Genomic DNA, 22,475 nt, shown 5'->3' with positions numbered 1-22,475 from the left:
TATTGTAATATTGTAGGTTAATAGATAAGGAGAAAGAAGTGCTTAAATATTTTGTTTTGGCGACAGAGCAGCTACTTCCTATGATGCTGCTTACAGGGCTTTTGCTTTCAGGAGTAAAGTATATTGGATATAGGAACTACAAGATTTTCCAATATGTTTCAGTAATAGCAGGTCTTTTATCGGCTATAGTAATGACGGTTTTTAAGACGACGACCAATAAGATAGATACGGGTATGTGGAATGTAAGAATATATGTAATTAATGCGGCTGCCCTAGTTCTATTCGTATTGATAAGTTTGATTGCAGCAAAATTTAAGGAAGTAAAGAAGATGTTGCAGTCAGTTATGCTAGGTCTTATGGCGGCAGTTATGCTCTTATATTTTATCCCTCCGTTTTTTGAAAATCCTCATGCGATTTTATTTGCGGAGCAGAGTATTTTGTCGGCAAACTTCCTTTATAGTATGGTTGGAATGTTCTTTGGGCTTACCCTCAGTTTCATAGCAGGACTTGCAGTTTACAAGGGAAATATAAGGTTGTCTCCGGCTCTTTCTCTGTCTATTATGTTTATTTCAGTAATAGTAAATATGGTAAATGAACTTGGCGATATGTTTGGAGTATTTCTTGCAAAGAGAATAATTAAAACCAATCATACCCTTTTTACCTTTGCAGTATTTACTTCAAATAATAAGATATGGTTCACTCTATTTATTGCAGCAGTCTGTTTAATAATCCCACTTGCTCTCTTAATTAAGAGCCGTAATGTGAATGAGCCTTATGAAAACAATGCTGAGCATAGGAAGATAAAAGCAAAGTGGAGAAATATAAAGAGATGGAGCAGGGTGGCAATTACCTGTGTAGTTTTTTCTTTTGTCACACTTACAAGCTTAAGAGCCTATGCCAATCAAGAAATTGAGATTTCGCCTATTGAAGAGGCTAAAGTAACCGATGAGAGTGTAGTGGTTTCTTTTGAACAGGTAGCAGACGGCCATCTGCATAGATTCGGATATACTACACAAAAAGGAAAGACGGTAAGATTTATAGTAATTAAAAAGCCTAATTCAAGTGCATATGGAATAGGACTTGATGCCTGTGATATTTGTGGAGAAACAGGATACTATGAAAGAGAGGGACAGGTAGTATGTAACCTCTGTAATGTAGTTATGAATATAAATACAATAGGTTTCAAGGGCGGATGTAATCCGATAGTAATTGACTATAAACTTCAAGATGGAAATATAATTGTTCCAATAGCAGAACTCGTAAAGCATGAGGATATTTTTAAGTAAGGGAGATAAATATGTTTTTTAGAATGGTTAAAGGGACTTTAATCCGCCAATGGAAAAAAATGATTCTTATAGCCTTTACTATAGGACTTGGAGCATCTTTAGCAACTGCAATGTTAAGTGTTGTATTAGATGTAGGAGATAAGGTCAATAAGGAATTAAAGACTTTTGGAGCAAATATTACAGTAATGCCTAAGAGACAGAGTGTGGTAAGTGAGCTCTATGATGTTAGTGGTGGAAAATCAAATGGAGCTTACTTGAAAGAAGATGAGTTAGGAAAGATAAAGACTATATTTTGGGCGTTCAATATAGTTGATTATACTCCTTTTGTAAAGAGTAATGCAAAGCTTACTGATGGTTCTGATGTAAAGGTAATAGGAAGTTGGTTTAATCATCATATGGATCTTCCTACAGGCGAACAGCTTGATGCAGGTATAGCAAGCCTTAGAAGTTGGTGGGAGATTACCGATGGAAAATGGATAGATGAACAGGTGAATGCTGATGAAAATGCCTGTATGATAGGAAATAACCTTGCTAAAAAACTTGGAGTAAAATCAGGTGATAAGGTTAAGGTAAAAGGCTTACAGGAAGAGAGAGAGTTAAATATAGTAGGAGTATTTTCTTCGGGTGGAGATGAAGATGATAATATATTTACAGGGCTTAAGGCTGCACAGGCTTTAGACGGACTTGAAGGAAAGATTGACACCATAGAAGTAAGTGCACTTACAACCCCTGATAACGAACTGGCTGTAAAAGCTGCAAAAGATCCTCAGTCTTTGACTGTAGCACAGTATGAAATATGGTATTGTACTGCCTATGTAAGCTCTATATGTTATCAGATTCAGGAAGTTATAACTGACTCGGTAGCAGCTCCTGTAAGACAGGTGGCTGATTCAGAGGGGGCAATTCTTGATAAAACAAAACTTTTGATGCTCCTTATTACAATTCTTAGTCTTATAGGCTCCGCCCTCGGAATATGTAATCTTGTAACTGCCTCAGTTATGGAGAGAAGTGGTGAAATAGGACTAATGAAGGCTATAGGTGCTCATAATTCTGCAATAACAGGACTTGTGCTTACGGAGATAATAATAACTGCCATAATAGGTGGAGTAGTGGGCTTTGGCTGCGGTATAGGATTTGCACAGATTATTGGAAAGAGTGTATTCGGTTCTCTCATTACACTTAGACCTATGGTCATACCTATAGTGGCAGTACTTGTAGTGATTGTGACCCTTATAGGAAGTATACCTGCGATAAGGATGCTTCTTAAATTAGAGCCTGAGGAAGTATTACATGGGAGATAAAAATGAAAAATAGAAGAATGTTTATTAGGATGATTACAGCTTCTTTGATGAGGCGAAAGTCAAGAATGATAATAGCTCTCCTTGCAATAGCAATAGGAGCTGCCATACTTTCGGGGCTTGTAACCATTTATTATGATGTGCCAAGACAGATGGGAGCAGAATTTCGTAACTATGGTGCCAATATGATACTTACTCCGACAGGGAACAGATTCACTTATAATGAGTTAAAAGAAACAACTGATATAATAAAATCAAATGAACTGGTAGGGGCAACACCTTTTCGCTATGAAACAGTTAGGATGCATGAGCAGCCAATTCTTGCTGCAGGAACGGATATGGAATCAGTAAAGAAGACAAGTCCGTATTGGTTGGTGGATGGAGAATGGCCAAAGAATGAGAATGAGATTATACTTGGAAAGAAAATATCAGACAGTCTTGAACTTAAAGAGGGTGATACGGTTACTGTAAGTTTTACTCCTGAAAATGCTGCTAAAGATCAGGAAGATAATGTATTGGATTGTAAGGTGACAGGCATACTTAATACAGGTGGAAGTGAAGAGGACTATATTTATATGTCGATGTCTGATTTGGAAAAACTTGCTGGGGCAGAAGGGAATATAGACCTTGCAGAGGTAAGTATTTCGACCTCAGGTGAGAAACTTAATAAGTATGTTTCTGATATAAATGATAAGGTAGCCGAAGTAAGTGCAGGGCTTGTAAAAAGAGTTACGGCCTCTGAAACTACTGTGCTTTCTAAGTTACAGGCTTTAGTATTTCTTGTGACGGTAATAGTGCTTGCACTTACTATGATATGCGTAGCAACTACAATGACAGCGGTAGTTACAGAAAGAAGAAAAGAAATAGGGCTTAGAAAGGCAATAGGAGCCTCAGATTCAAGTATAATCAAGGAGTTTATGGGAGAGGGCATATTGCTTGGAGGACTTGGAGGTATAGTAGGTTCACTAATAGGCTTTGCCTTTGCACAGACAGTTAGTATAAATGTATTTGGAAGTTCTATTTCATTTAGACCATTATTAGTACCAATTACGATTATAGTTTCAATAGTAGTTACAGGAATTGCCTGCCTTATACCTATAAGGACGACAACTAAGATAGATCCTGCCTTAGTATTAAAAGGAGAATAAAAAATGAGCTTGTTAGAGTTGAAAGATGTATATAAAATATATGGAGATCTCCATGCGCTTGACAGTGTAAACTTTAAGGTTGAAAAAGGTGAGTGGGTATCTATAATGGGACCGTCAGGTTCAGGCAAGAGTACAATGATGAATATAATTGGCTGCATGGATAAGCCGACTAAGGGAGCGGTACTTTTAGACGGAGTGGATATTGCCAAAGAAAATGCAAAGAATCTTACCAATATCCGCAGAGACAAGATAGGTCTTATTTTCCAGCAGTTCCATCTTGTAAATTACCTTACAGCCCTTGAAAATGTAATGCTTGCACAGTATTATCATAGCATTACTGATGAAAAGGAAGCTATGGAAGCTCTTGACAGGGTGGGACTTGCAGATAGGGCAAAGCATCTGCCTAGTCAGCTTTCAGGAGGAGAACAGCAGAGAGTATGCGTTGCGAGAGCACTCATTAATCAGCCTGAAATTATACTTGCAGATGAGCCTACCGGTAACCTTGATGATGCCAATGAAGAGGTGGTAGTTGAACTTTTTAGAAAACTTCATAGTGAAGGTACAACACTTATAGTGGTTACACATGATATAGAGGTGGCAGAGGTAGCAGAGAGGATGATAGTACTTCGTAACGGTAAAATTTCTAAGGAAAGTGTAAATAGTAATTTTACAGGGCATATAAGGTTTCATGAGTAATCAGTGAATTAAATTTCGGTAAATGAAAGTGTAGAAAGGAGTTAAGCAATGAAAAAATATATTAGAATTGCCGGATTTGCTGCGGTAATTGCTATATTGACTGCTTGTGGTGGCAGTGTAAAGCTTGCTGACGGCAGTTATGAGGGTACAAGTTCTGTTTATACCAATCCTGATGGTTCTGATGCAGGAAATGGTTATGGGGTAGTCAAGATTACGGTGAAAGATAATGCTATTACAGAATGTACATTCAAAACATACGAGCCTGACGGTAAGGAGAAAGATTCTGAGTACGGAAAAAAGCAGGGAAGTGTAGCAAATAGAGATTTCTACAATAAGGCACAGAAGGCGGTTAAGGCTTGTGATGAGTATGCCAATAAGCTTATGCAGAGTGGAAACCCTGATGATATTGATGCAATTTCAGGTGCAACTATAAATCATGGTCAGTTTGTTGAGGCGGCAAAGATAGCTCTTAAAGAGGCAGAAGTGAAGTAATAAATGAAAATAACAAAATTTATAAAACATTTTTTTATAGTGGCAATTTTGGTATTTGCAATGGTGGGAGTCCCTTTTATGATGACGGATTATTATAAGGGACTCTTCTCTTCTAATGAGGTAGATGCAGTATCAAGCCCCTCTGTAATTATAGATAAACCCTCAGGAAATTATATAGTTCTTATTAATACAGAACTTCATAGGGATAAGAAAAAACTTGATGAGTGGATAAAGTTTTTCAGTGGAGAAGAAACGGATATAATTTTTGAAGACATAGCTTGTTCAGTTGCTGACGGAGATAGCTTAGGATTAGAAATGGCAAAGAGTTTTCAGTCCAAACTTCCTGAAAATCAGATGAAGATAAAAGAGGAAGAGGCAATCCTTACAGTGTCGAGGGCAGAAGAGGGGAAGTTTGATGTTCTACTTATGTCTAAGGAGTTTGCACAGTCCTACAAATTGAGAGAGAAAAATAAAAGTTATATAAGAGGAATAAAGATTAGCGGGGGAAAATAAGATTATGAGGAAGTGGAATGCCGTTGTCAGCATACTATTAATAATATTATTTTTAATCCATACTATAGCAGGTTCATTTCAGCTTATGAGGATGATTCCGGGCGGTAATGAACTGATGAAACAGTTATCCTATCTTATGTTGTTTCTTACGGTAGTTCATACTGTTATAGGAACAAAGTTTACAATAGACTCTATATTAATAGGTAAAAAAACCGGAAAGTTTTATTTTAGGGAAAATGCAGTTTTTTGGATAAGAAGAATAACGGGCTTTGCTATGATACTTCTTATAATCTGTCATGTTTTATTGTTTACGAGTAATACAGAGGTATTTAGGCTTAATGATTTTGGAAAGATTCAGCTTGTATTTTCTATACTCTTGGTACTAATTCTATTAATCCATATAGTTGCAAATATAAGACCTCTTCTTATAGCCTTGGGAGTTGCAGGAACTAAGGCTTGTATAAAAGACATTTTTTTGGTGTTATCGGTAATACTCCTTATTTCAACAGTGGCATTTGTGATCTATTATATAAGATGGAACATAGGATGGAGGTACTAGGCTTTGGTGAATATAATAGGTGCAGGACTTGCAGGTTTATCAGCGTCTATAAGTCTTGCAAAGCAGGGAATAAGCTGTAATCTCATTTCTAATCTGCCTTCTGAGAGAGCACAGTCTGTTATGGCGGAGGGTGGCATAAACGGGGCAATCAATACCATGGGCGAAGATGATGATACGGAGTATCATTTTGAAGATACTATGAAGGCTGGTGGAGAAATAGCGGATAAGGCTATGGTAAGAGGGCTTGTAGAAACAGCCCCCGACATAATAAGATATTTGCAGAGTATAGGAGTACCGTTTAATCTGAAAAATAATGAAATCCGGCAGAGAAACTTTGGAGGACAGAAGAAAAAGCGGACTGCTTATGCAAAGAGCAGTACAGGAAAGGTTATTATGACTGCCCTTATAGATGAGGCTAGAAAATATGAAGTGTTGGGACTTATTAAGAGATACTCAAACCATGAATTTTTAAGTTTGAGGCTTGAAAATAATATATGTAAGGGAGTAGAGGTAAGAAATAATTATACCGGTGTATGTTATTATTTTGAAGGGAGGGTGATACTTGCCTCAGGTGGACTTTCGGGTATATTTAGAGGACTTACTACCGGAAGTACTGCAAATACAGGTTTTGTAACGGCTAAAGTTTTTGAGCAGGGAGTAAGACTTAGCAATCTTGAAATGATACAGTACCATCCGACTACAATTAAAATAGCTGATAAAGCCTGTCTTGTGTCGGAGGCGGCAAGAGGAGAAGGTGGTAGGCTGTTTATTTACAAAAATAATGAAAAATGGTATTTTATGGAAGAAAAATATCCTGAACTGAAAAATCTTATGCCAAGAGATGTAGTTTCAAGGGAAATGTACTTTGTAAGTAGAGGTAATGATGCTCAGGTATATTTAGACATGACGGAACTTAGTAAAGAGGTATGGAAAGACAGACTTCCGGATTTGAGAGAAGAAATTATTCATTATCTTGGTAAAGACCCTAAAACCGAGCCGATACCGGTCGCTCCGGGCATACATTATTTTATGGGTGGAATAGATGTGGACAGGAATCATTCTACAAATATAGAAAATTTATTTGCTGCCGGAGAATGCTGTTCAGCTTATCATGGGGCAAATAGGCTTGGGGGTAACTCACTGTTAGGAGCTATCTATGGAGGAAGATGTGCTGCTAAAACAGTGGCAAGGCTTGAGAAAGAAGGAAAGACTGATTTTGGAGAAATTATAAAACCCCAAGTAATAGCTGTTGATAAAGAAAATGATAAGGCTTGGCTTGAAAATAATGAAGAAAGTTTTACAATAAAAGTAAGAGATATTTTGTTTGAAACTATGGGAATAGTAAGGAGTGAACAGGGGTTAAATAAAGGACTGTTACAGCTTGAGGAGTTGACTAAAGAGCCTCTAAATAAGGAAGAAATAGCTAGGATAAATCTTGCAAGAGCTATGATCTTAAGCAGTCTATATAGGAAAGAGAGCAGAGGAGCAAATTTTAGGGAAGATTATCCAGAAAGAAACGATGCTTATAAAGGAATGACGAGAGTTATCTTACAAGGAAATAAGATAGATATAGGAATTTGGAGAGCTGATGAAGATACTAATTGAGATAAAAAGGCAGGAGGATGTAGACAGTAAGCCTTATACACAGCTGATTGAGCAGGAAATAGAAAGAGATAATTTAACTGTTGCAAGCCTACTTCGTACCATGAATGCCCATTTAGAACTTAAGGATGTGGAAGGAAGGAAGGTATCAAAGATAAGTTGGGAGTGCAGCTGTTTACAAAAAAAATGTGGAGCCTGTGCGATGCTAATAAATGGCAAACCTAAGCTTGCCTGCGATGCGTTTGTAAGAGATTATCTGAAAAAAGGGAGAATAAGTCTAGCACCACTTAGTAAGTTTCCTGTTATAAAAGATTTGATTGTAGATAGGAGCATATTATATAATAACTTAAAAGATATGAAGGCATATCTTGATAGGGAGCTTGTATTTAAAGATAAGGATACTGATACAGCTTATGAGGCATCACGCTGCCTTATGTGTGGCTGCTGCCTTGAAGTCTGTCCTAATTTTTTTGCCGGTGGAGATTTTTATGGTACAGCCTCTTTTGTATCTGTATCAAGGCTTATATCAGCTGCTAAAAAGGGAGAGGCTAGTGAATTGAAAAAAGAATATGAGGAACATATTTATAAGGGATGTGGAAAGTCGCTTGCCTGTAAAGATATATGTCCTGCCGGCATAGATATGGATAGGCTTTTAAGCAAGTCAAATGAGGTATCAGTGTGGAAATTTTTTAGGCAGTAATATATAATGATATTTGGAGGTTTTTATGAATAGCATAGTTTGTCTTGACTTAGAAGGGGTCTTAATCCCTGAAATGTGGATAGAGTTTGCAGAAGAGACAGGCATAGAAGAACTGAGGCTTACAACCAAGGACGAGCCTGATTATGATAAGCTTATGAAACACCGTCTTCAGATTCTTAAGGAAAACAATTATGGGATAAAAGAGATACAAAGGGTTATAGAAAAGGTGCAACCTTATGAAGGAGCTAAGGAATTTTTAGATGAGCTTAGAACTTTTACTCAAGTAGTAATCTTAAGCGATACCTATAAGGAGTTTGGAATGCCGGTTATGAAAAAGCTTGGAAACCCTACACTTTTTTGCCATGAACTTGAGATAGTGGAAAATGGTGAGATAGTAAATTATAAATTGAGAAAAAACGGTACTAAACTTGATACAGTAAAGGCACTTCAGAGTGTTGGGTTTGAGACTATTGCAGCAGGGGACAGTTATAATGACTTGGGAATGATAAGAGCAAGTAAGGCAGGTTTTTTATTTAGAAGTCCGGAGAGGATTAAAAATGAAAATAAGGATATAAGGACTTTAGAAAGTTATGAAGAGCTTTTAGAAGAGATTAAAAAAGTTGTTAGATAAAAAAGTAGGGCTATGATGCAAGCTGTAAAGTTTAGTATCATAGCCTTTTTTATTTAGTAGAAAATTTTATTATGTTTATGCATCCGACCTTGAGAAACTGTTTTTCATCAGACAGCTGGCACTATAAACTACCTTATTCAAGGCTTTTGTTGTCTGTTCTTCAAGCATTTTAGCTATTTCTTCATTAGCTTTTTCGCAGAAGAGGGTACCTGAAGTTTCTTTGTTATTTAAGTAGTTTTCAAATTCCTTGTCAAACCTATTGATAAGTTCATGATTTTTAGACATTACTGCAGTCTGATAGTGGTCAATGTTTGGGAGGCAGCGATTGAAATGTGCATCAGCAATTACACCAAGCAACCTGCTTGCCCAGTAGAAATTGTGGCTGTCCACATCGCCTGTTGTATTAGCAAGGTATTTTGGAGTCTTTGTAATATTAGCATACATTCCAACAAATGTATTGAATACATTACTGCCAAAAGCAATCCATTTTATGGCTTTAAGAGCATCAGGCATATAAGGACGGATTTGCACAAGAGCCAGAACATCAGTACGACTAATACCTATTGGACGGTAAAGTTCTTTTGCACCGTTTGTATATGGGTCATAAGGGGTATGCTGATAATGATTGGAAAGTACCCATTTTATATCTTCAACAGTAATTTTTCGCTCAGGAATCCTGCACCAAGGCAGATTGTCTGAAAGAGGGGTGTAGTCGGCATCATCGCCCTCCCATTTACTTGTGTTAGGGTTAAAATATTTCTGAGCAACCCAAGCACGAGGGGTATTATAAATATGGTCAAGGTCAGAATGGGTACCGAAGGTATCTCTAGGGTTGAAGGCTTTGTAAAGAGCAAGATTTAAATGGTTATCATCAATAAACTCTTTTAAGTCACTTGAGCAGAGGTAATTTTTCTGTTCATTAAAAGCATCTTCAAAGTCAAAACTGTCAAGGCCTAGCTGATTAGGAGCTACTACATAGCAGTCATCAGGTACTTTTTTTGCCATCCAGTGATGTCCACCTATGCTTTCAAGCCACCATATTTCATTTTCATCCTGAAAAGCTATGGCATTCATTTCATAGGTTCCATACTTGCTAAGAAGTTCACCAAGCCTTATTACTCCTTCTCTGGCACTTTTAATATATGGTAGGACTATTGTGACGATATCTTCTTCGCCGATACCACCTATTTTCTCAGGAACATAGTTTGCAGTATTTTTTCTACCTTTGGCAGGTGAATATACTACAAGAGGGTCGGCTCCAAGTACTCTTTCATTGGAGGCTATAGTTTCGGTAGCAGTCATTGATACATTTAATTCATTTACACCACAAGCAGCCCAGATACCTTCGCCATCTACAGCATTTGGAAGGGAGGTGTAACGGAGGGGATTGTCAGGGAGTTCTATTTCTACATGAGAAATTACAGAACGATAAACCTTCGGTTGCTTATCAGGAGTAACAACGGTAAATTTTTTAGGCATAAAACTACCGGAAGGTGAATCGTCATTTCTGGCAACAAGGGTAGAGCCGTCATAGCTTGCTTTTTTTCCAACAAGTATAGTAGTACAAGACATAAAATTCTCCTTTCAAAATGTATTTATATTTTTGATACTTGTACTATAGATTATAACCTATGTTAATAAAAAAAGCAGCTTATATTTAATAAAAAATATAATTACTGTTGATTTATAGATTAAATAATGAGATAATATAGGTTAGGCATGAGAAATTTATAAAAATGTATATGAAGGAGGTACTTGTATCTATGAATATACTTATAGCATATTTTTCAAGAGCAGGTGAGAATTATCATAATGGAGGTGTTATTTTCTTAGAAGAGGGTAATACAGAGGTTATAGCTAGGAAAATTGCAGTAATAAGTGGTGGAGAACTTTTTCAGATAAAGCAGACAGTACCTTATTCTGATGACTATCAGATTTGTGTTGATGAGAGTAAAGCAGATAAGGCAATGAATGCAAGGCCGGAGATTGTAGATTGTATAGCCGGTATAGATGCGTATGATATAATTTTTCTAGGCTATCCGAATTATTGGGGGTCACTGCCTATGTGTGTGATGACTTTTCTTGAAAAGTTTGATTTTACAGGAAAGAAAATTTATCCATTCTGTACACATGAAGGTAGTGGATTTGGACATAGCATTGAAGAAATAAAAGAAATATGTAAGGGGGCAAAGGTAGAAAGTGGACTGTCAGTAATAGGCTCAAAAGTACAAGATTATAATATAGCAGTTAGAAATTGGGTAGAAAATATAGTAAAATGAAAATGATAGTATGATAGTAAAGTAAAAGGGGTAAAAATGGACATTAACCATGAATTATATAAGGTATTTTATCATGTAGCAAAGACACTTAGTTTTTCAGAAGCATCAAAAGAACTTTTTATATCACAGTCGGCAGTAAGCCAGTCTATTAAAGTTTTGGAGAAGAGGCTTGGCCAGAAACTTTTTATACGAAGTACGAAGAAGGTAAGACTTACCAAAGAGGGAGAGATACTTTTTAGTCATATAGAGCCGGCTATCAATTTAATAAATCTAGGAGAAACAAGAATTTTAGAGTCAAAGTCATTAAATGGCGGACAGCTAAGTATTGGGGCAAGTGATACTATATGTAGGTATTATTTGAAACCATTTTTAAAAGAATTTCATAACAAATATCCAAATGTACATATAAAAGTTGTGAACGGAACGTCATTAAAATGTGTTGAGTATCTACAAAATGGAACAGTTGATATTATAGTTGTAAATACTCCTAACAGTGCTTTAGGACAGGTTGGAAAAATAGTTCCGGTTAAGGAATTTAGGGATGTTTTTGTGGCAAATAGAAAGGCATTTCCAAAGTTTTTAAATGGAGTGCAGAGCTTGGAAGAACTTCAAAAATGTCCGATGATGATGCTTGATAAAGCATCAACTACAAGTGAATTTTTGCATAAATTATTTTTGGAACGCCATTTGGAGTTGATTCCTGAAATTGAATTGGCTAGTAATGATCTTCTTATAGATCTTGCAAGGATAGGGCTTGGAATAGCCTGTGTACCGGACTATTGTATAGACGAGGTGAATGAAAAAGAACTTTTTATAGTAAAAATGATTGATTCTTTGCCGGAGAGAGGCATAGCTGCTTGCTACAATGATATGGGGCAGACGGCAGAATCTGTATTTCAGTTTTTAAATCTTTTGAAAAACAGATAAGTTTTAAAAAGGAGATATATGAGTTATAGCAGATTTAGTATAGAAGAAAAACAAAGAAAATACGGATCTATTCCTAAGAAATTAGGATCTAAGATAGTGATTTGGGTAATAAGGATTTTGATGGTGGCAGTAGTTGCAGGCACTGTTCTTGGAGGTTATCTTATTTATGGAAGTGTGAAAGGGATAGTGGATAAGGCTCCGAAGATAAAATCTGTCAACGTTATGCCTACAGGCTTTCAGACATATATATACAATGCAAAAGGCAAGAGGGTAAGGACAGTAGTAGGGGCTGGAGCAAATCGTATTTATAAAAAATTGGATGATATACCTAAAATCGTTCGAAATGCTTTTATTTCAATAGAAGATGAAAGATTTTATGAGCATGGGGGAATTGATGTAAGGGGTATGTTTAGAGCAGGTTTTGTAACTCTTTTGTCACGAGGTATAAAGAAACAGGGAGCAAGTACACTTACTCAGCAACTTCTTAAAAATCAGGTTTTTGGTGGTGGAGAAGAAGAAACAATAATGTCCATGGTAGAAAGAAAAATACAGGAGCAGTATCTTGCAATCCAGCTTGAGAATATATATAGCAAAGATCAGCTACTTGAATATTATTTGAATACTATAAACCTTGGACAGAATACCTTGGGAGTACAGACTGCAGCACTTAGATATTTTAATAAAAATGTAAATAAGCTTACACTTTCAGAAGCCTCAGTGATAGCTGCTATTACAAAGAATCCTACGGGCAACAATCCTATTACCCATCCTGAAAATAATGCGAAAAGACGGAAGGAAGTCCTCGCAAATATGTTGAGACTGGGTTATATCACTGAATTAGAACGAAATGAGGCTGAAAAAGATGATGTCTATGAAAGAATAAAAGCAGTCAATAAGGAAATTAAAGTAGATACATCTGTCAATTCTTATTATGTAGATGCTACAATTAATCAGGTAGTTGAAGATTTATGTAGGGAAAAGGGCTATTCAGTGACTCAAGCTTATAATTTTCTATATTCAGGAGGACTTAAAATATATACATATCAGGATCCTGTAATTCAGAAAATATGTAACAGTGTAACAGCTGATGAAAATATGTTTGCAGGGATGCCTGCTAAATGGAAACTAACTTATGCTCTTTCTGTACAGGATAAAGAGGGTAAGACTATCAATTATTCAGAGGGGCATATCCAGAGGATGTTTGAACTTGAAAATGTAATGTTTGCAAAAAAAGGTGGAGCAGATCAATACATAGAAAAGTTTAAAAAGGCTAAGCTGAAGGATGGGGCTGAAATAATAGGCGAAAGAGTGGAATATACTATAGAGCCTCAGCTGTCTGTTACAGTTATAGACCAGAAAACCGGTGCAGTACAGGCAATTGTTGGAGGAAGAGGAAAGAAGACAGGAAATCTTACTCTCAATAGGGCAACAGATACTACAAGGCAGCCTGGCTCTTTATTTAAGGTACTTTCTACTTATCTGCCTGCTATTGATACAGCAGGATATACTTTGGCAAGCGTTCAAGACGATGGAGAATATTTCTACCCAAATAGTAATAAAGAAGTTCGTAACTGGTGGGGTAAGAGCTATGAAGGCTGGAGCAGTTATAGAAGGGGAATATACCGTTCTATGAATATAGTAACAGTTAAGGCGCTTGAGGCTATGGGACTACAGCCGGCATTTGCCTATCTTAAGGCACTGGGAATAACTACGCTTACAGAAGATGATAATAACTATGCAGTGGCACTCGGTGGACTTTCAAAAGGAACTACAAATCTTGAAATTACAGGAGCTTATGCAGCTATAGCAAACAAAGGTATATATATTAAGCCAAGTTTTTATAGCAAGGTTCTTGACCATGCAGGAAATGTAGTTCTTGAACATAAGGGAGTATCAAGGCAGGTAATGAAAGATTCTACAGCTTTTCTTCTTACAGATGCCATGCATGATACTCTTACCAGACCGGATGCAACAGCAGGTAGAGCAAGACTAGCCGATTCAAATATGGGACAGGCTGCAAAGACAGGAAGTTCAACTAATGATAACGATATTTGGATTTCGGGATTTACTCCGTACTATACTTGCTCGGTGTGGATTGGTTATGATGAAAATGGTTCACAGACAGGGAATGCTTGGAGACATCTTCCTATATGGAAGGCTATAATGGATGGAATCAATGCTAAAAAGAAACTTAAGTCTAAGCCTTTTGAAGTACCTGAATCGGTAACTACAGCCCTTATCTGTTCTAAATGTGGTAAACTGGCAGTATCGGGACTTTGTGATGCAGCTGAAGGAGGCTCTAAGGTAAGGAAAGAGTATTTTGCAGTTGGGACAGTACCTACTGAAAGCTGTGATGTACACGTGAAACTAAGTATCTGTGAGGCTACAGGAGAGGCAGCAGGTCCTTACTGTCCAAATGTTGTAAGTAAGGTATTTCTTGTAAAAAATGAGGCAATAACACAAAATGATGCTTATGGAAAAGTGGTGAAAAGGCAGTATCCTACAGCAGATACTCCGTATATTTTGACATCGAAGGTACAGACAAAGTGTAGTACACATCTTACAAAGGCTAAGCCGACACCTTCAGCCATAGAGACTGGAGAGGATGATGAAACTGAAGATGTATCAGATGTTGGAGCAGATGATTAATGTAGAAAAAGAGGTGGAAATTGTCATACAAGACAGTTAAAAAAGATGCTTTTGCAGAAATAGAAATAAAAAAATCAAGGTTTATTGCCCATATAGCCGAGGTGAAGTCCGAGGAAGAAGCGGAAATGCTTATAAAACAGGTTAAGAAAAAATATTATGACGCATCCCACAACTGCTCTGCATATATATTAAATTCAGACCAAGGGCTTAGACATTCTAGTGATGATGGAGAGCCTTCAGGCACAGCAGGAAAGCCTATGCTGGATGTGATAGCAGGGGCAGGTCTGGTGGATGTTATTATAATAGTTACAAGATATTTTGGAGGGACAGAACTGGGGACTGGAGGCCTTGTAAGGGCTTATTCAGGAGCAGCTGCTGAGGTGATTAAGACCGCTAACGTGATAGAGATAACCTCTGCAAGGCTTATGGAGTTTGTGATAGACTATGGGTTATTGCCTAAACTCCAACATCTTTTGTTGGAACTTGGGATAATAATATATGAAACTGAGTATCTGGAAAAGGTAAAAATTTCTGTTCTAGTAACAGACGAAGTTTCCGTTAAATTCTTTAAGGAATTGACTGAAATAACAGCTGGGGCAGTTACAAAAGATTTGGCAGTAAGAGATGAACAGGTTGATTTTTATCTTGATAAGGGAAAGGTAATATTAGATTTTAGGGGGTAGTTATGAAAAACACAACATTAGTAGTGATGGCAGCAGGAATGGGTAGCAGATATGGTGGAATTAAGCAGCTTGATGCATTTGGTCCAGAAGGTGAAGTGATTATGGACTATAGCGTATTTGATGCTATAAAAGCAGGGTTTAACAAGGTTGTCATCATTATAAGAAAAGACATTAAAGATGATTTTATGAAAATCATTGGGAACAGGCTGGAAGAAAAAGCAGGAGTTCCGGTTCATTATGTATATCAGGAAATGGATAATCTTCCAAGTGGATTTAAAGTTCCTGAGGGACGTACCAAGCCTTGGGGCACAGGACAGGCTTTGCTTGCAGCAAAGGAATTTGTGCATGAGCCTTTCCTTGCAATCAATGCTGATGATTTCTATGGAAGTGAGCCTTACAAGATAATGCATGATTTTCTTGCAAATATTGACGAGAATGATGATAAGGCACATTTTGGAATGGCAGGATATTTACTTAAGAATACTTTAAGTGACAATGGTTCTGTATCCAGAGGTATATGCAGTGTGGATGCAAATAATTATCTGGTATCTATAGAAGAGCATCTTGATATAGAGAAGTCAGGAGAGGCTGCTGTAGGGTTTACGGCATCAGGAGAAAAACATGATTTAAGCCTTGAGGCAATAACCTCAATGAACATGATGGGACTTACTCCAAAGGTATTTGATGCTTTGGAAAATGGTTTCACAGACTTCTTGGGAAATATTTCTTCTAATCCACTTAAGGCAGAGTTCTTCCATATAAAGGTAATAAGTGATATGATAGCAGAAGGTAAGGCTGATATGAAGGTATTTGGCACCGGTGCAAAATGGTTTGGAGTAACCTATCAGGAAGATAAGCCTACTGTAAAGGCTGCTATAGAGAAACTTACAAAAGAGGGAATTTATTCCGAGAAACTTTGGGGCTAGATATTGGCCCCTTTTTTATAGGGGGGGGGAAAACAAAATTAAGGAGAATGGAATGAATACAAAGGGCAGGGTGACTATACCTACAGACATGGATGTAATTGAAGGAACTAAAGAACTTGCGAAAAAATGGGGAGCAGATGCAGTAAGAGACTGTGATGGTACAGATTTTCCGGAAGAACTTAAGGATGAGGGGCTTAAGGTATATTCCACATACTATACTACTAGAAAAGATAATGCTTGGGCAAAGGCAAATCCGGATGAAGTACAGCAGATGTATATTATGACACCTAGATATACTGCAACTGATGAGAAAATCTCTATAAATCTTATGAAGGGATTATACCCTGATATGCTTACTCCTAATAGTAGGGATGATATAAAAAGATGGTGGGAGGTTATCGACAGAACTACCGGAGAAATTGTATCTGTTGACAACTGGACTTATGATGAAAATACTACAACAGTAGAATTAAAGACAGTAAAATTTCATGAATATACTGTAAGTTTTTTGGCATACATAATGTGGGATCCGGTACATATGTACAATGCAGTTGTAAATGATTGGAAGGATGTGGAACATCAGATAACTTTTGATGTACGCCAGCCAAAAACGCATGATTTTACAATGACAAGACTCCGTAAGTTCATAGAAGACCATCCTTATGTGAATGTACTTAGATTTACTACCTTTTTCCATCAGTTTACCTTAGTGTTTGATGAGATGGCAAGGGAAAAATATGTGGACTGGTATGGATATTCAGCATCGGTAAGTCCTTACATTTTAGAACAGTTTGAGAAAGAAGTGGGATATAAGTTTAGACCGGAGTTCATTATAGATCAGGGGTATTATAATAATCAGTATAGAATTCCTAGTAAGGAGTTTAAGGATTTTCAGGCATTTCAGAGAAGAGAAGTGGCAAAGATTGCAAAGGAAATGGTTAATATTTGCCATGAATGTGGTAAAGAGGCTATGATGTTCCTGGGAGATCATTGGATCGGTACAGAGCCGTTTATGGAGGAGTTTAAGAGTATAGGGCTTGATGCCGTTGTAGGTAGCGTAGGTAATGGCTGTACTTTAAGGCTTATAAGTGATATTGAAGGAGTAAAATATACAGAAGGACGCTTTCTTCCTTATTTCTTCCCTGATACTTTCCATGAGGGAGGTAATCCTGTAAAAGAGGCTAAGGAGAACTGGGTTACAGCACGAAGGGCGATTCTTAGGAAACCGATAGATAGGATAGGATATGGCGGTTACTTAAAACTTGCAATGCAGTTTCCGGACTTTATAGAGTATGTTGAAAGTGTATGTGAGGAGTTTAGAGTGCTTTACGATAATATTAAGGGATGTAAGGCTCACTCTTTAAAACGAGTTGCAGTTCTTAATTGCTGGGGCAAGATGAGGGCATGGGGAAATCACATGGTGCATCATGCACTTTATCAGAAACAGAATTATTCATACTATGGAATAATTGAGGCATTATCAGGAGCACCGTTTGATGTTAAATTTATAAGCTTTGAAGATATACTTGAAGATAGAAATATACTTTCAGATATTGATGTAATTATAAATGTAGGAGATGCGGATACCGCTCATGGTGGTGGAGAATATTGGACTAACCCTATGATAATCACAGCCATTACAGAGTTTGTATATAACGGTGGAGGCTTTATCGGAGTTGGTGAGCCGACTGCACATCAGGCTAACGGTCGTTTCTTCCAGCTTGCTAATATCTTAGGAGTGGAGGAAGAAAGAGGCTTTACCTTAGGCTATGATAAGTATAACTGGGAAGAACATAAGCATTTTATCCTTGAAGATGTTACAAAAGAGATAGACTTTGGCGAGGGTAAGAAGAATGTTTATGCCTTAGAGGATACAGAAATTCTTGTTCAGAGAGATAAAGAGGTACAGCTTGCCGTAAATACCTTTGGAGAGGGCAGGGCTGTATATATGAGTGGATTGAAATATAGCTTTGAAAATAGCAGACTTTTATATAGAGCTATTATGTGGAGTGCAGGTTCTGAAAAAGAACTTGAGAAATGGTATTCTTCGAATTATAATATAGAGGTACATGCTTATCTAAATAGTGGGAAGTACTGTGTGGTAAATAATACTTATGAACTACAGTCTACAACTATTTATAAGGGGGATGGCTCTTCGTTTGAACTGGAAATGAAAGCGAATCAGATAATATGGTACGAGATTTAATATGAAAAGGAGAAGTTATGGAGGAGATTTTAAAAACATTTACCTTTGACGGCAATGCTGTTTCAACAGAAAGATATGGGAGCGGACATATTAACTCCACTTTTTTGGTAGTCACAGATTCAGGAAAAAAATATATTTTACAAAAGATTAATAATAAAATTTTTCCTGATGTAGCCGGACTTATGAATAATATAATGTTGGTAACGGAGCATTTAAAAAAGAAATATTCAGATGAAAGAAGGGTGCTTAGTGTAGTACCTACAGTTGATGGTAAGTCTTTTGCCAAAGTAAATGGAGAATACTGGAGGGCTTATAATTTTGTAGAAGATTCACTCTGTTTACAACTTCCTGAGAATAATGATGATTTTTATGAGAGTGCTGTAGCCTTTGGAACTTTTGGACAGGATTTATCAGATTTTCCGGTAGAAAAGCTGGTGGAAGTAATACCTGATTTTCATAATACACCTGATAGGTTTAAGAAATTTCATGAAGTGCTTGAAAAAGATCCTTTAGGCAGGGCGGCAGGAGTGCAGGAAGAGATTAAATTTTGCTTAGACAGAGAAGAAGAGATGGGGACTTTACAGCGCCTTAGAAATGAAAAGGTACTTCCTGATAGGGTTACACATAACGATACTAAGTTAAACAATGTACTTCTTGATAAAGATACAAGAAAGTCACTTTGTGTAATTGACTTAGATACTGTTATGCCGGGGCTTTGTCTGTATGACTATGGTGATTCCATAAGATTTGGAGCCTCTACTGCTGTAGAAGATGAAAAGGATTTATCTAAAGTAAGCTTAAGTCTTGAACTTTTTGAAATTTATACAAAGGGATTTTTAAAATCTTGTCCATATCTGACTGATAAAGAAATTGAGTATCTGCCAATGGGGGCAAAGACTATGACCTTTGAGTGTGGAATGCGTTTCCTAACTGATTATATAGACGGAGATAATTATTTTGCAGTACATAGAGAAGGGCATAACTTGGATAGGGCGAGAACTCAGTTTAAGCTGGTATCAGATATGGAAACAAAGTGGGATCTTATGAAAGAGATTGTTGATAATGGTAGCATTTAAAATTATAGGAGTTAAGGACTTTATGTATAAACTCCTTATGGAAGAGGTATTTGACAGTTTTCTTTTGGTATCATTTGAAATAGTTAATTATGCTAAATTTACTATAGATGGTGTAAGAAATAAAGAATGGTATGAAGAAATGGAAGATGAGGATTTTAAATATGTGAGCTGGAAGGAAGTAAGGAATGCAGCAGCATCTTTAATTAAAGGCAAAAAAATTCCGATTGGGATAAAGGCAGTATTCAGGCTTTCTAAGTTAAACACAGCAAAGATTGCAGGGGAGCTTGGAGTAGAAGATGCTACAGAAAAAGATTATGGAATGTATTTTAATCTGAAGTTTGAAAAAGGAGAACTTAGTATAATTACCGGAGTATCAGTTGTAGATTTTCTTAGGGCTAAAGAAATTGGAAATTTGTGGGATGAATATTTACTCAAATTTCTTAAAAATCATCAGATTGCAGTAGAAATGCTGTAAGTTTACTACAGGAGGAAAATATGAGAGTATTAGTTACAGGTGGTGCAGGCTATATCGGAAGTCATACTTGTGTAGAGCTTTTAGAGGCAGGGCATGAGGTTGTTGTTTTTGATAATTTTTATAACTCAAGTATAGAGTCTATCAAAAGAGTAGAGAAGATTACAGGAAAGAGTATTAAGTTTTATGAGGTGGATATGCTTGATAAGGTGGCAATGGATAAGATATTTGCAGAAAATAAAATAGATGCAGTTATCCATTTTGCAGGTTACAAAGCAGTAGGAGAATCTGTGCATAAGCCAGTTGAATATTATTATAACAATCTTACAGGAACTTTGACACTTGTAGAGGCTATGAAAAAGGCAGGAGTTAAAAATATAATCTTTTCATCCTCTGCTACTGTATATGGAGAGCCTGATAAGTTACCTCTTACAGAGGATATGCCTCATGGAAAGGCGTCATCACCTTATGGTGCTACAAAGATGATGCAGGAAGATATGTTTAATGATTTTCATGTTGCAGATAAAGACTTCAGTGTAATTCTTTTAAGGTATTTTAATCCAATAGGTGCACATGAGAGTGGAATGATAGGTGAAGATCCAAAGGGAATCCCTAATAACCTTGTACCTTATATTGCTCAGGTGGCAGTAGGAAAACTTGAAAGACTGGGTATTTTTGGAAATGATTATCCTACTCCTGACGGAACTTGTTTGAGAGATTATATCCATGTAGTAGATCTTGCAAGAGGTCATGTACTTGCCTTGAATAAGTTTAAGGAAGAGCCTGCGATAAGGATATATAATCTTGGTACAGGAAACGGTATTTCTGTACTTGAAGTTTTCCATGCTTTTGAAAAAGCTTGTGGCAAAGAGTTGAGCTTTGAAATGAAACCAAGGAGAGATGGTGATGTACCTGCCTGCTATGCAGACAGCTCTAAGGCAGAGAAGGAACTGGGCTTTAAGGCGGAGTATGGAATAGACAGAATGTGCGCAGATAGCTGGAGATGGCAGTCTGCAAATCCTAATGGATATAGGGGATAAAAATTGATAAGTACATATTTATAAATGCAACTTCCAATGGCTATAATAATGAAAGAGTTACAGGAATAATATTATTTCTAATAGTAGCAGCCTTAGTATCAATCTTAAATGCAATGATATATGTAGGCGGAAATGCAGATATGTCAACATATATAATGTTTTATTCGTTACCTGTATTCTATTGCAGTGTAATTAGTCTATTTATCAATTTTATAGAAAATAGACTTAAAGGAAGACAGATTACAAATTGACAAAATTAAATTTTCGCTCCGCACCATTTTATGATAGTACGGAGTGAAAATTTTCTCTTAAAGTAATTCTACCTCTATATTAGCAGCATCAAAAGTTTCTTTTATCTTATCGAAATTGCTACTCATAATAGTTGCTTGTTTTAGATTAGGGAATTGTTCCAGTTCTGTCAAAGTTACTTCATTTAGGTCGAAGCAGCCATCTTCTCCATCCCATTGAGGGATGAGATTCATATACACCTCATTGCCGCCATCCATATAGATTGTTTCTACTTGTGATGCAAATTTTTTGGGAATTGGGAGGTTTCTAAAATAATTGAGAGCAGGCTTAATTATAGTGTAACTTTCTGTATCAATTTCTTCATCTTTGTATTGGTTAGCAAAATCATAAATATCAAAAGACGGCTCTAAAAGTTTTAAGTCGTACATCAATGTTTGAACAATGGCCAGTTTGAAATTTATATTATCAAAATGAAGAAAGTCTTCCGTACTTTTTTCGATAAAGTCTGTTATATTCTGTCCTCTTGTATCGTTATTTTTCATTATGTCTATAATTTTAGCCACCTCGGCTTGGAGACATTTATTCTTGTATATAAGAACAACAATTAAGGGTAAGGCTATAATTGGCAGGCAGGCAATACCTCCTATAAGTGCCATCCCTCTATAATGATTTCTTGTAGGACTGCCGTCTGAAATATTATTAAGAAAATCTGCCATAAAATCGAAAATTTTACCATCGCTTAACATAAACAATAAAATACATTCCACAGTAAATAATACAAAGAATATAATTATCATTCTTTTTGCTGCTTTATTACATATATTTATTTTTGTTTCCAAGCTGATGGATTCAGCATCGGGTATATTACAAAACCATTTCTTAGCACGTTCTTCTTTTGTCATAAACTGCCTCCTTAGTAAATTATAAATTGTTGCCCCAGATTTTATTATTCGAAGCTGTCATCATAAAGTTATATAAAATTTATCTAATTAAGTATCTTGTAATATTATATCAATTTTATAGATGTTGGACAATAAAGATAT

General features: G+C 36.6%; 22 protein-coding genes. 20 read left to right on the top strand and 2 right to left on the bottom strand.

What is annotated here, in order from left to right; translation table 11 throughout:
* The first annotated feature begins 38 nt into the window (after positions 1-38).
* From ACTTG8_RS00920 to thrH, 10 genes are read left to right on the top strand one after another with little or no spacing between them, the layout of a single operon-like run.
* Complete coding sequence (locus tag ACTTG8_RS00920) at positions 39-1,286, top strand: Fe-S-containing protein (protein ID WP_442560273.1); 1,248 nt, start codon at positions 39-41, stop codon at positions 1,284-1,286.
* 11 nt (positions 1,287-1,297) lie between these two features.
* The gene (locus ACTTG8_RS00915; RefSeq protein WP_442560272.1) at positions 1,298-2,587 is read left to right on the top strand and encodes an ABC transporter permease; all 1,290 of its coding nucleotides are present in this window, start codon (positions 1,298-1,300) and stop codon (positions 2,585-2,587) included.
* Positions 2,588-2,589: 2 nt separating this feature from the next.
* Complete coding sequence (locus ACTTG8_RS00910; protein WP_442560271.1) at positions 2,590-3,732, top strand: ABC transporter permease; 1,143 nt, start codon at positions 2,590-2,592, stop codon at positions 3,730-3,732.
* A gap of 3 nt (positions 3,733-3,735) precedes the next feature.
* Positions 3,736-4,428, top strand: a complete 693-nt coding sequence (locus tag ACTTG8_RS00905; RefSeq protein ID WP_442560270.1) for an ABC transporter ATP-binding protein — start codon at positions 3,736-3,738, stop codon at positions 4,426-4,428.
* A 48-nt stretch (positions 4,429-4,476) separates the two neighbouring features.
* The gene (locus ACTTG8_RS00900) at positions 4,477-4,920 is read left to right on the top strand and encodes an FMN-binding protein (protein ID WP_442560269.1); all 444 of its coding nucleotides are present in this window, start codon (positions 4,477-4,479) and stop codon (positions 4,918-4,920) included.
* Between the two features lie 3 nt (positions 4,921-4,923).
* Complete coding sequence (locus ACTTG8_RS00895) at positions 4,924-5,433, top strand: hypothetical protein (protein WP_442560268.1); 510 nt, start codon at positions 4,924-4,926, stop codon at positions 5,431-5,433.
* Between the two features lie 4 nt (positions 5,434-5,437).
* A complete protein-coding gene (locus ACTTG8_RS00890) occupies positions 5,438-5,992 on the top strand; it encodes a pilus assembly protein PilX (RefSeq protein WP_442560267.1) in 555 nt (184 codons plus the stop codon).
* A 6-nt stretch (positions 5,993-5,998) separates the two neighbouring features.
* On the top strand, positions 5,999-7,597 hold the full coding sequence (locus ACTTG8_RS00885; protein WP_442560293.1) for an FAD-binding protein: 1,599 nt from the start codon (positions 5,999-6,001) through the stop codon (positions 7,595-7,597).
* The gene (locus ACTTG8_RS00880; RefSeq protein WP_442560266.1) at positions 7,581-8,294 is read left to right on the top strand and encodes a 2Fe-2S iron-sulfur cluster-binding protein; all 714 of its coding nucleotides are present in this window, start codon (positions 7,581-7,583) and stop codon (positions 8,292-8,294) included. The genes ACTTG8_RS00885 and ACTTG8_RS00880 overlap by 17 nt, the downstream gene beginning before the upstream one ends.
* Positions 8,295-8,319: 25 nt before the next feature.
* Positions 8,320-8,925 (top strand): bifunctional phosphoserine phosphatase/homoserine phosphotransferase ThrH, encoded by a 606-nt coding sequence (gene thrH / locus ACTTG8_RS00875; protein WP_442560265.1) that lies wholly within the window; start codon positions 8,320-8,322, stop codon positions 8,923-8,925.
* 75 nt (positions 8,926-9,000) lie between these two features.
* Here the strand turns inward: thrH and ACTTG8_RS00870 are convergent, their stop codons facing one another.
* On the bottom strand, positions 9,001-10,497 hold the full coding sequence (locus tag ACTTG8_RS00870) for a C69 family dipeptidase (RefSeq protein WP_442560264.1): 1,497 nt from the start codon (positions 10,495-10,497) through the stop codon (positions 9,001-9,003).
* A 191-nt stretch (positions 10,498-10,688) separates the two neighbouring features.
* On the opposite strand from ACTTG8_RS00870, the gene ACTTG8_RS00865 reads away from it, so the two are divergent.
* The 10 genes from ACTTG8_RS00865 to ACTTG8_RS00820 all read left to right on the top strand — a co-directional run bounded on the left by ACTTG8_RS00865 (position 10,689) and on the right by ACTTG8_RS00820 (position 21,434).
* Positions 10,689-11,204: a flavodoxin gene (locus tag ACTTG8_RS00865; RefSeq protein ID WP_442560263.1), complete on the top strand. Its 516-nt coding sequence runs from the start codon at positions 10,689-10,691 to the stop codon at positions 11,202-11,204.
* A gap of 36 nt (positions 11,205-11,240) precedes the next feature.
* Positions 11,241-12,131 carry a LysR family transcriptional regulator gene (locus ACTTG8_RS00860; RefSeq protein WP_442560262.1) on the top strand — a complete coding sequence of 297 codons (891 nt, stop codon included), beginning with the start codon at positions 11,241-11,243 and terminating at the stop codon, positions 12,129-12,131.
* Positions 12,132-12,149: 18 nt separating this feature from the next.
* The gene (locus ACTTG8_RS00855) at positions 12,150-14,780 is read left to right on the top strand and encodes a transglycosylase domain-containing protein (RefSeq protein WP_442560261.1); all 2,631 of its coding nucleotides are present in this window, start codon (positions 12,150-12,152) and stop codon (positions 14,778-14,780) included.
* Between the two features lie 20 nt (positions 14,781-14,800).
* Complete coding sequence (locus ACTTG8_RS00850) at positions 14,801-15,463, top strand: YigZ family protein (RefSeq protein WP_442560260.1); 663 nt, start codon at positions 14,801-14,803, stop codon at positions 15,461-15,463.
* 2 nt (positions 15,464-15,465) lie between these two features.
* Positions 15,466-16,389 carry a nucleotidyltransferase family protein gene (locus ACTTG8_RS00845; protein ID WP_442560259.1) on the top strand — a complete coding sequence of 308 codons (924 nt, stop codon included), beginning with the start codon at positions 15,466-15,468 and terminating at the stop codon, positions 16,387-16,389.
* Positions 16,390-16,441: 52 nt separating this feature from the next.
* Positions 16,442-18,595 carry a 1,3-beta-galactosyl-N-acetylhexosamine phosphorylase gene (gene gnpA / locus ACTTG8_RS00840; protein WP_442560258.1) on the top strand — a complete coding sequence of 718 codons (2,154 nt, stop codon included), beginning with the start codon at positions 16,442-16,444 and terminating at the stop codon, positions 18,593-18,595.
* Positions 18,596-18,612: 17 nt separating this feature from the next.
* On the top strand, positions 18,613-19,671 hold the full coding sequence (locus tag ACTTG8_RS00835) for a phosphotransferase enzyme family protein (protein WP_442560257.1): 1,059 nt from the start codon (positions 18,613-18,615) through the stop codon (positions 19,669-19,671).
* Positions 19,658-20,146, top strand: coding sequence for a DUF5721 family protein (locus ACTTG8_RS00830; protein ID WP_442560256.1), 489 nt, complete (start codon positions 19,658-19,660; stop codon positions 20,144-20,146). The genes ACTTG8_RS00835 and ACTTG8_RS00830 overlap by 14 nt, the downstream gene beginning before the upstream one ends.
* Before the next feature lie 20 nt (positions 20,147-20,166).
* Positions 20,167-21,183, top strand: coding sequence for a UDP-glucose 4-epimerase GalE (gene galE / locus ACTTG8_RS00825; RefSeq protein WP_442560255.1), 1,017 nt, complete (start codon positions 20,167-20,169; stop codon positions 21,181-21,183).
* Positions 21,184-21,296: 113 nt separating this feature from the next.
* Entirely contained in the window at positions 21,297-21,434 is a 138-nt protein-coding gene (locus ACTTG8_RS00820; RefSeq protein ID WP_442560254.1) for a hypothetical protein, read from the top strand.
* Between the two features lie 57 nt (positions 21,435-21,491).
* Here the strand turns inward: ACTTG8_RS00820 and ACTTG8_RS00815 are convergent, their stop codons facing one another.
* A complete protein-coding gene (locus ACTTG8_RS00815; RefSeq protein WP_442560253.1) occupies positions 21,492-22,334 on the bottom strand; it encodes a DUF6892 domain-containing protein in 843 nt (280 codons plus the stop codon).
* Positions 22,335-22,475: the final 141 nt, after the last annotated feature.

Origin of the sequence: Catonella sp., assembly GCF_052173895.1 — a bacterium.
Taxonomy (GTDB): Bacteria; Bacillota; Clostridia; order Lachnospirales; family Lachnospiraceae; genus Catonella.
This window is presented reverse-complemented; position numbering and strand designations above follow the sequence as displayed.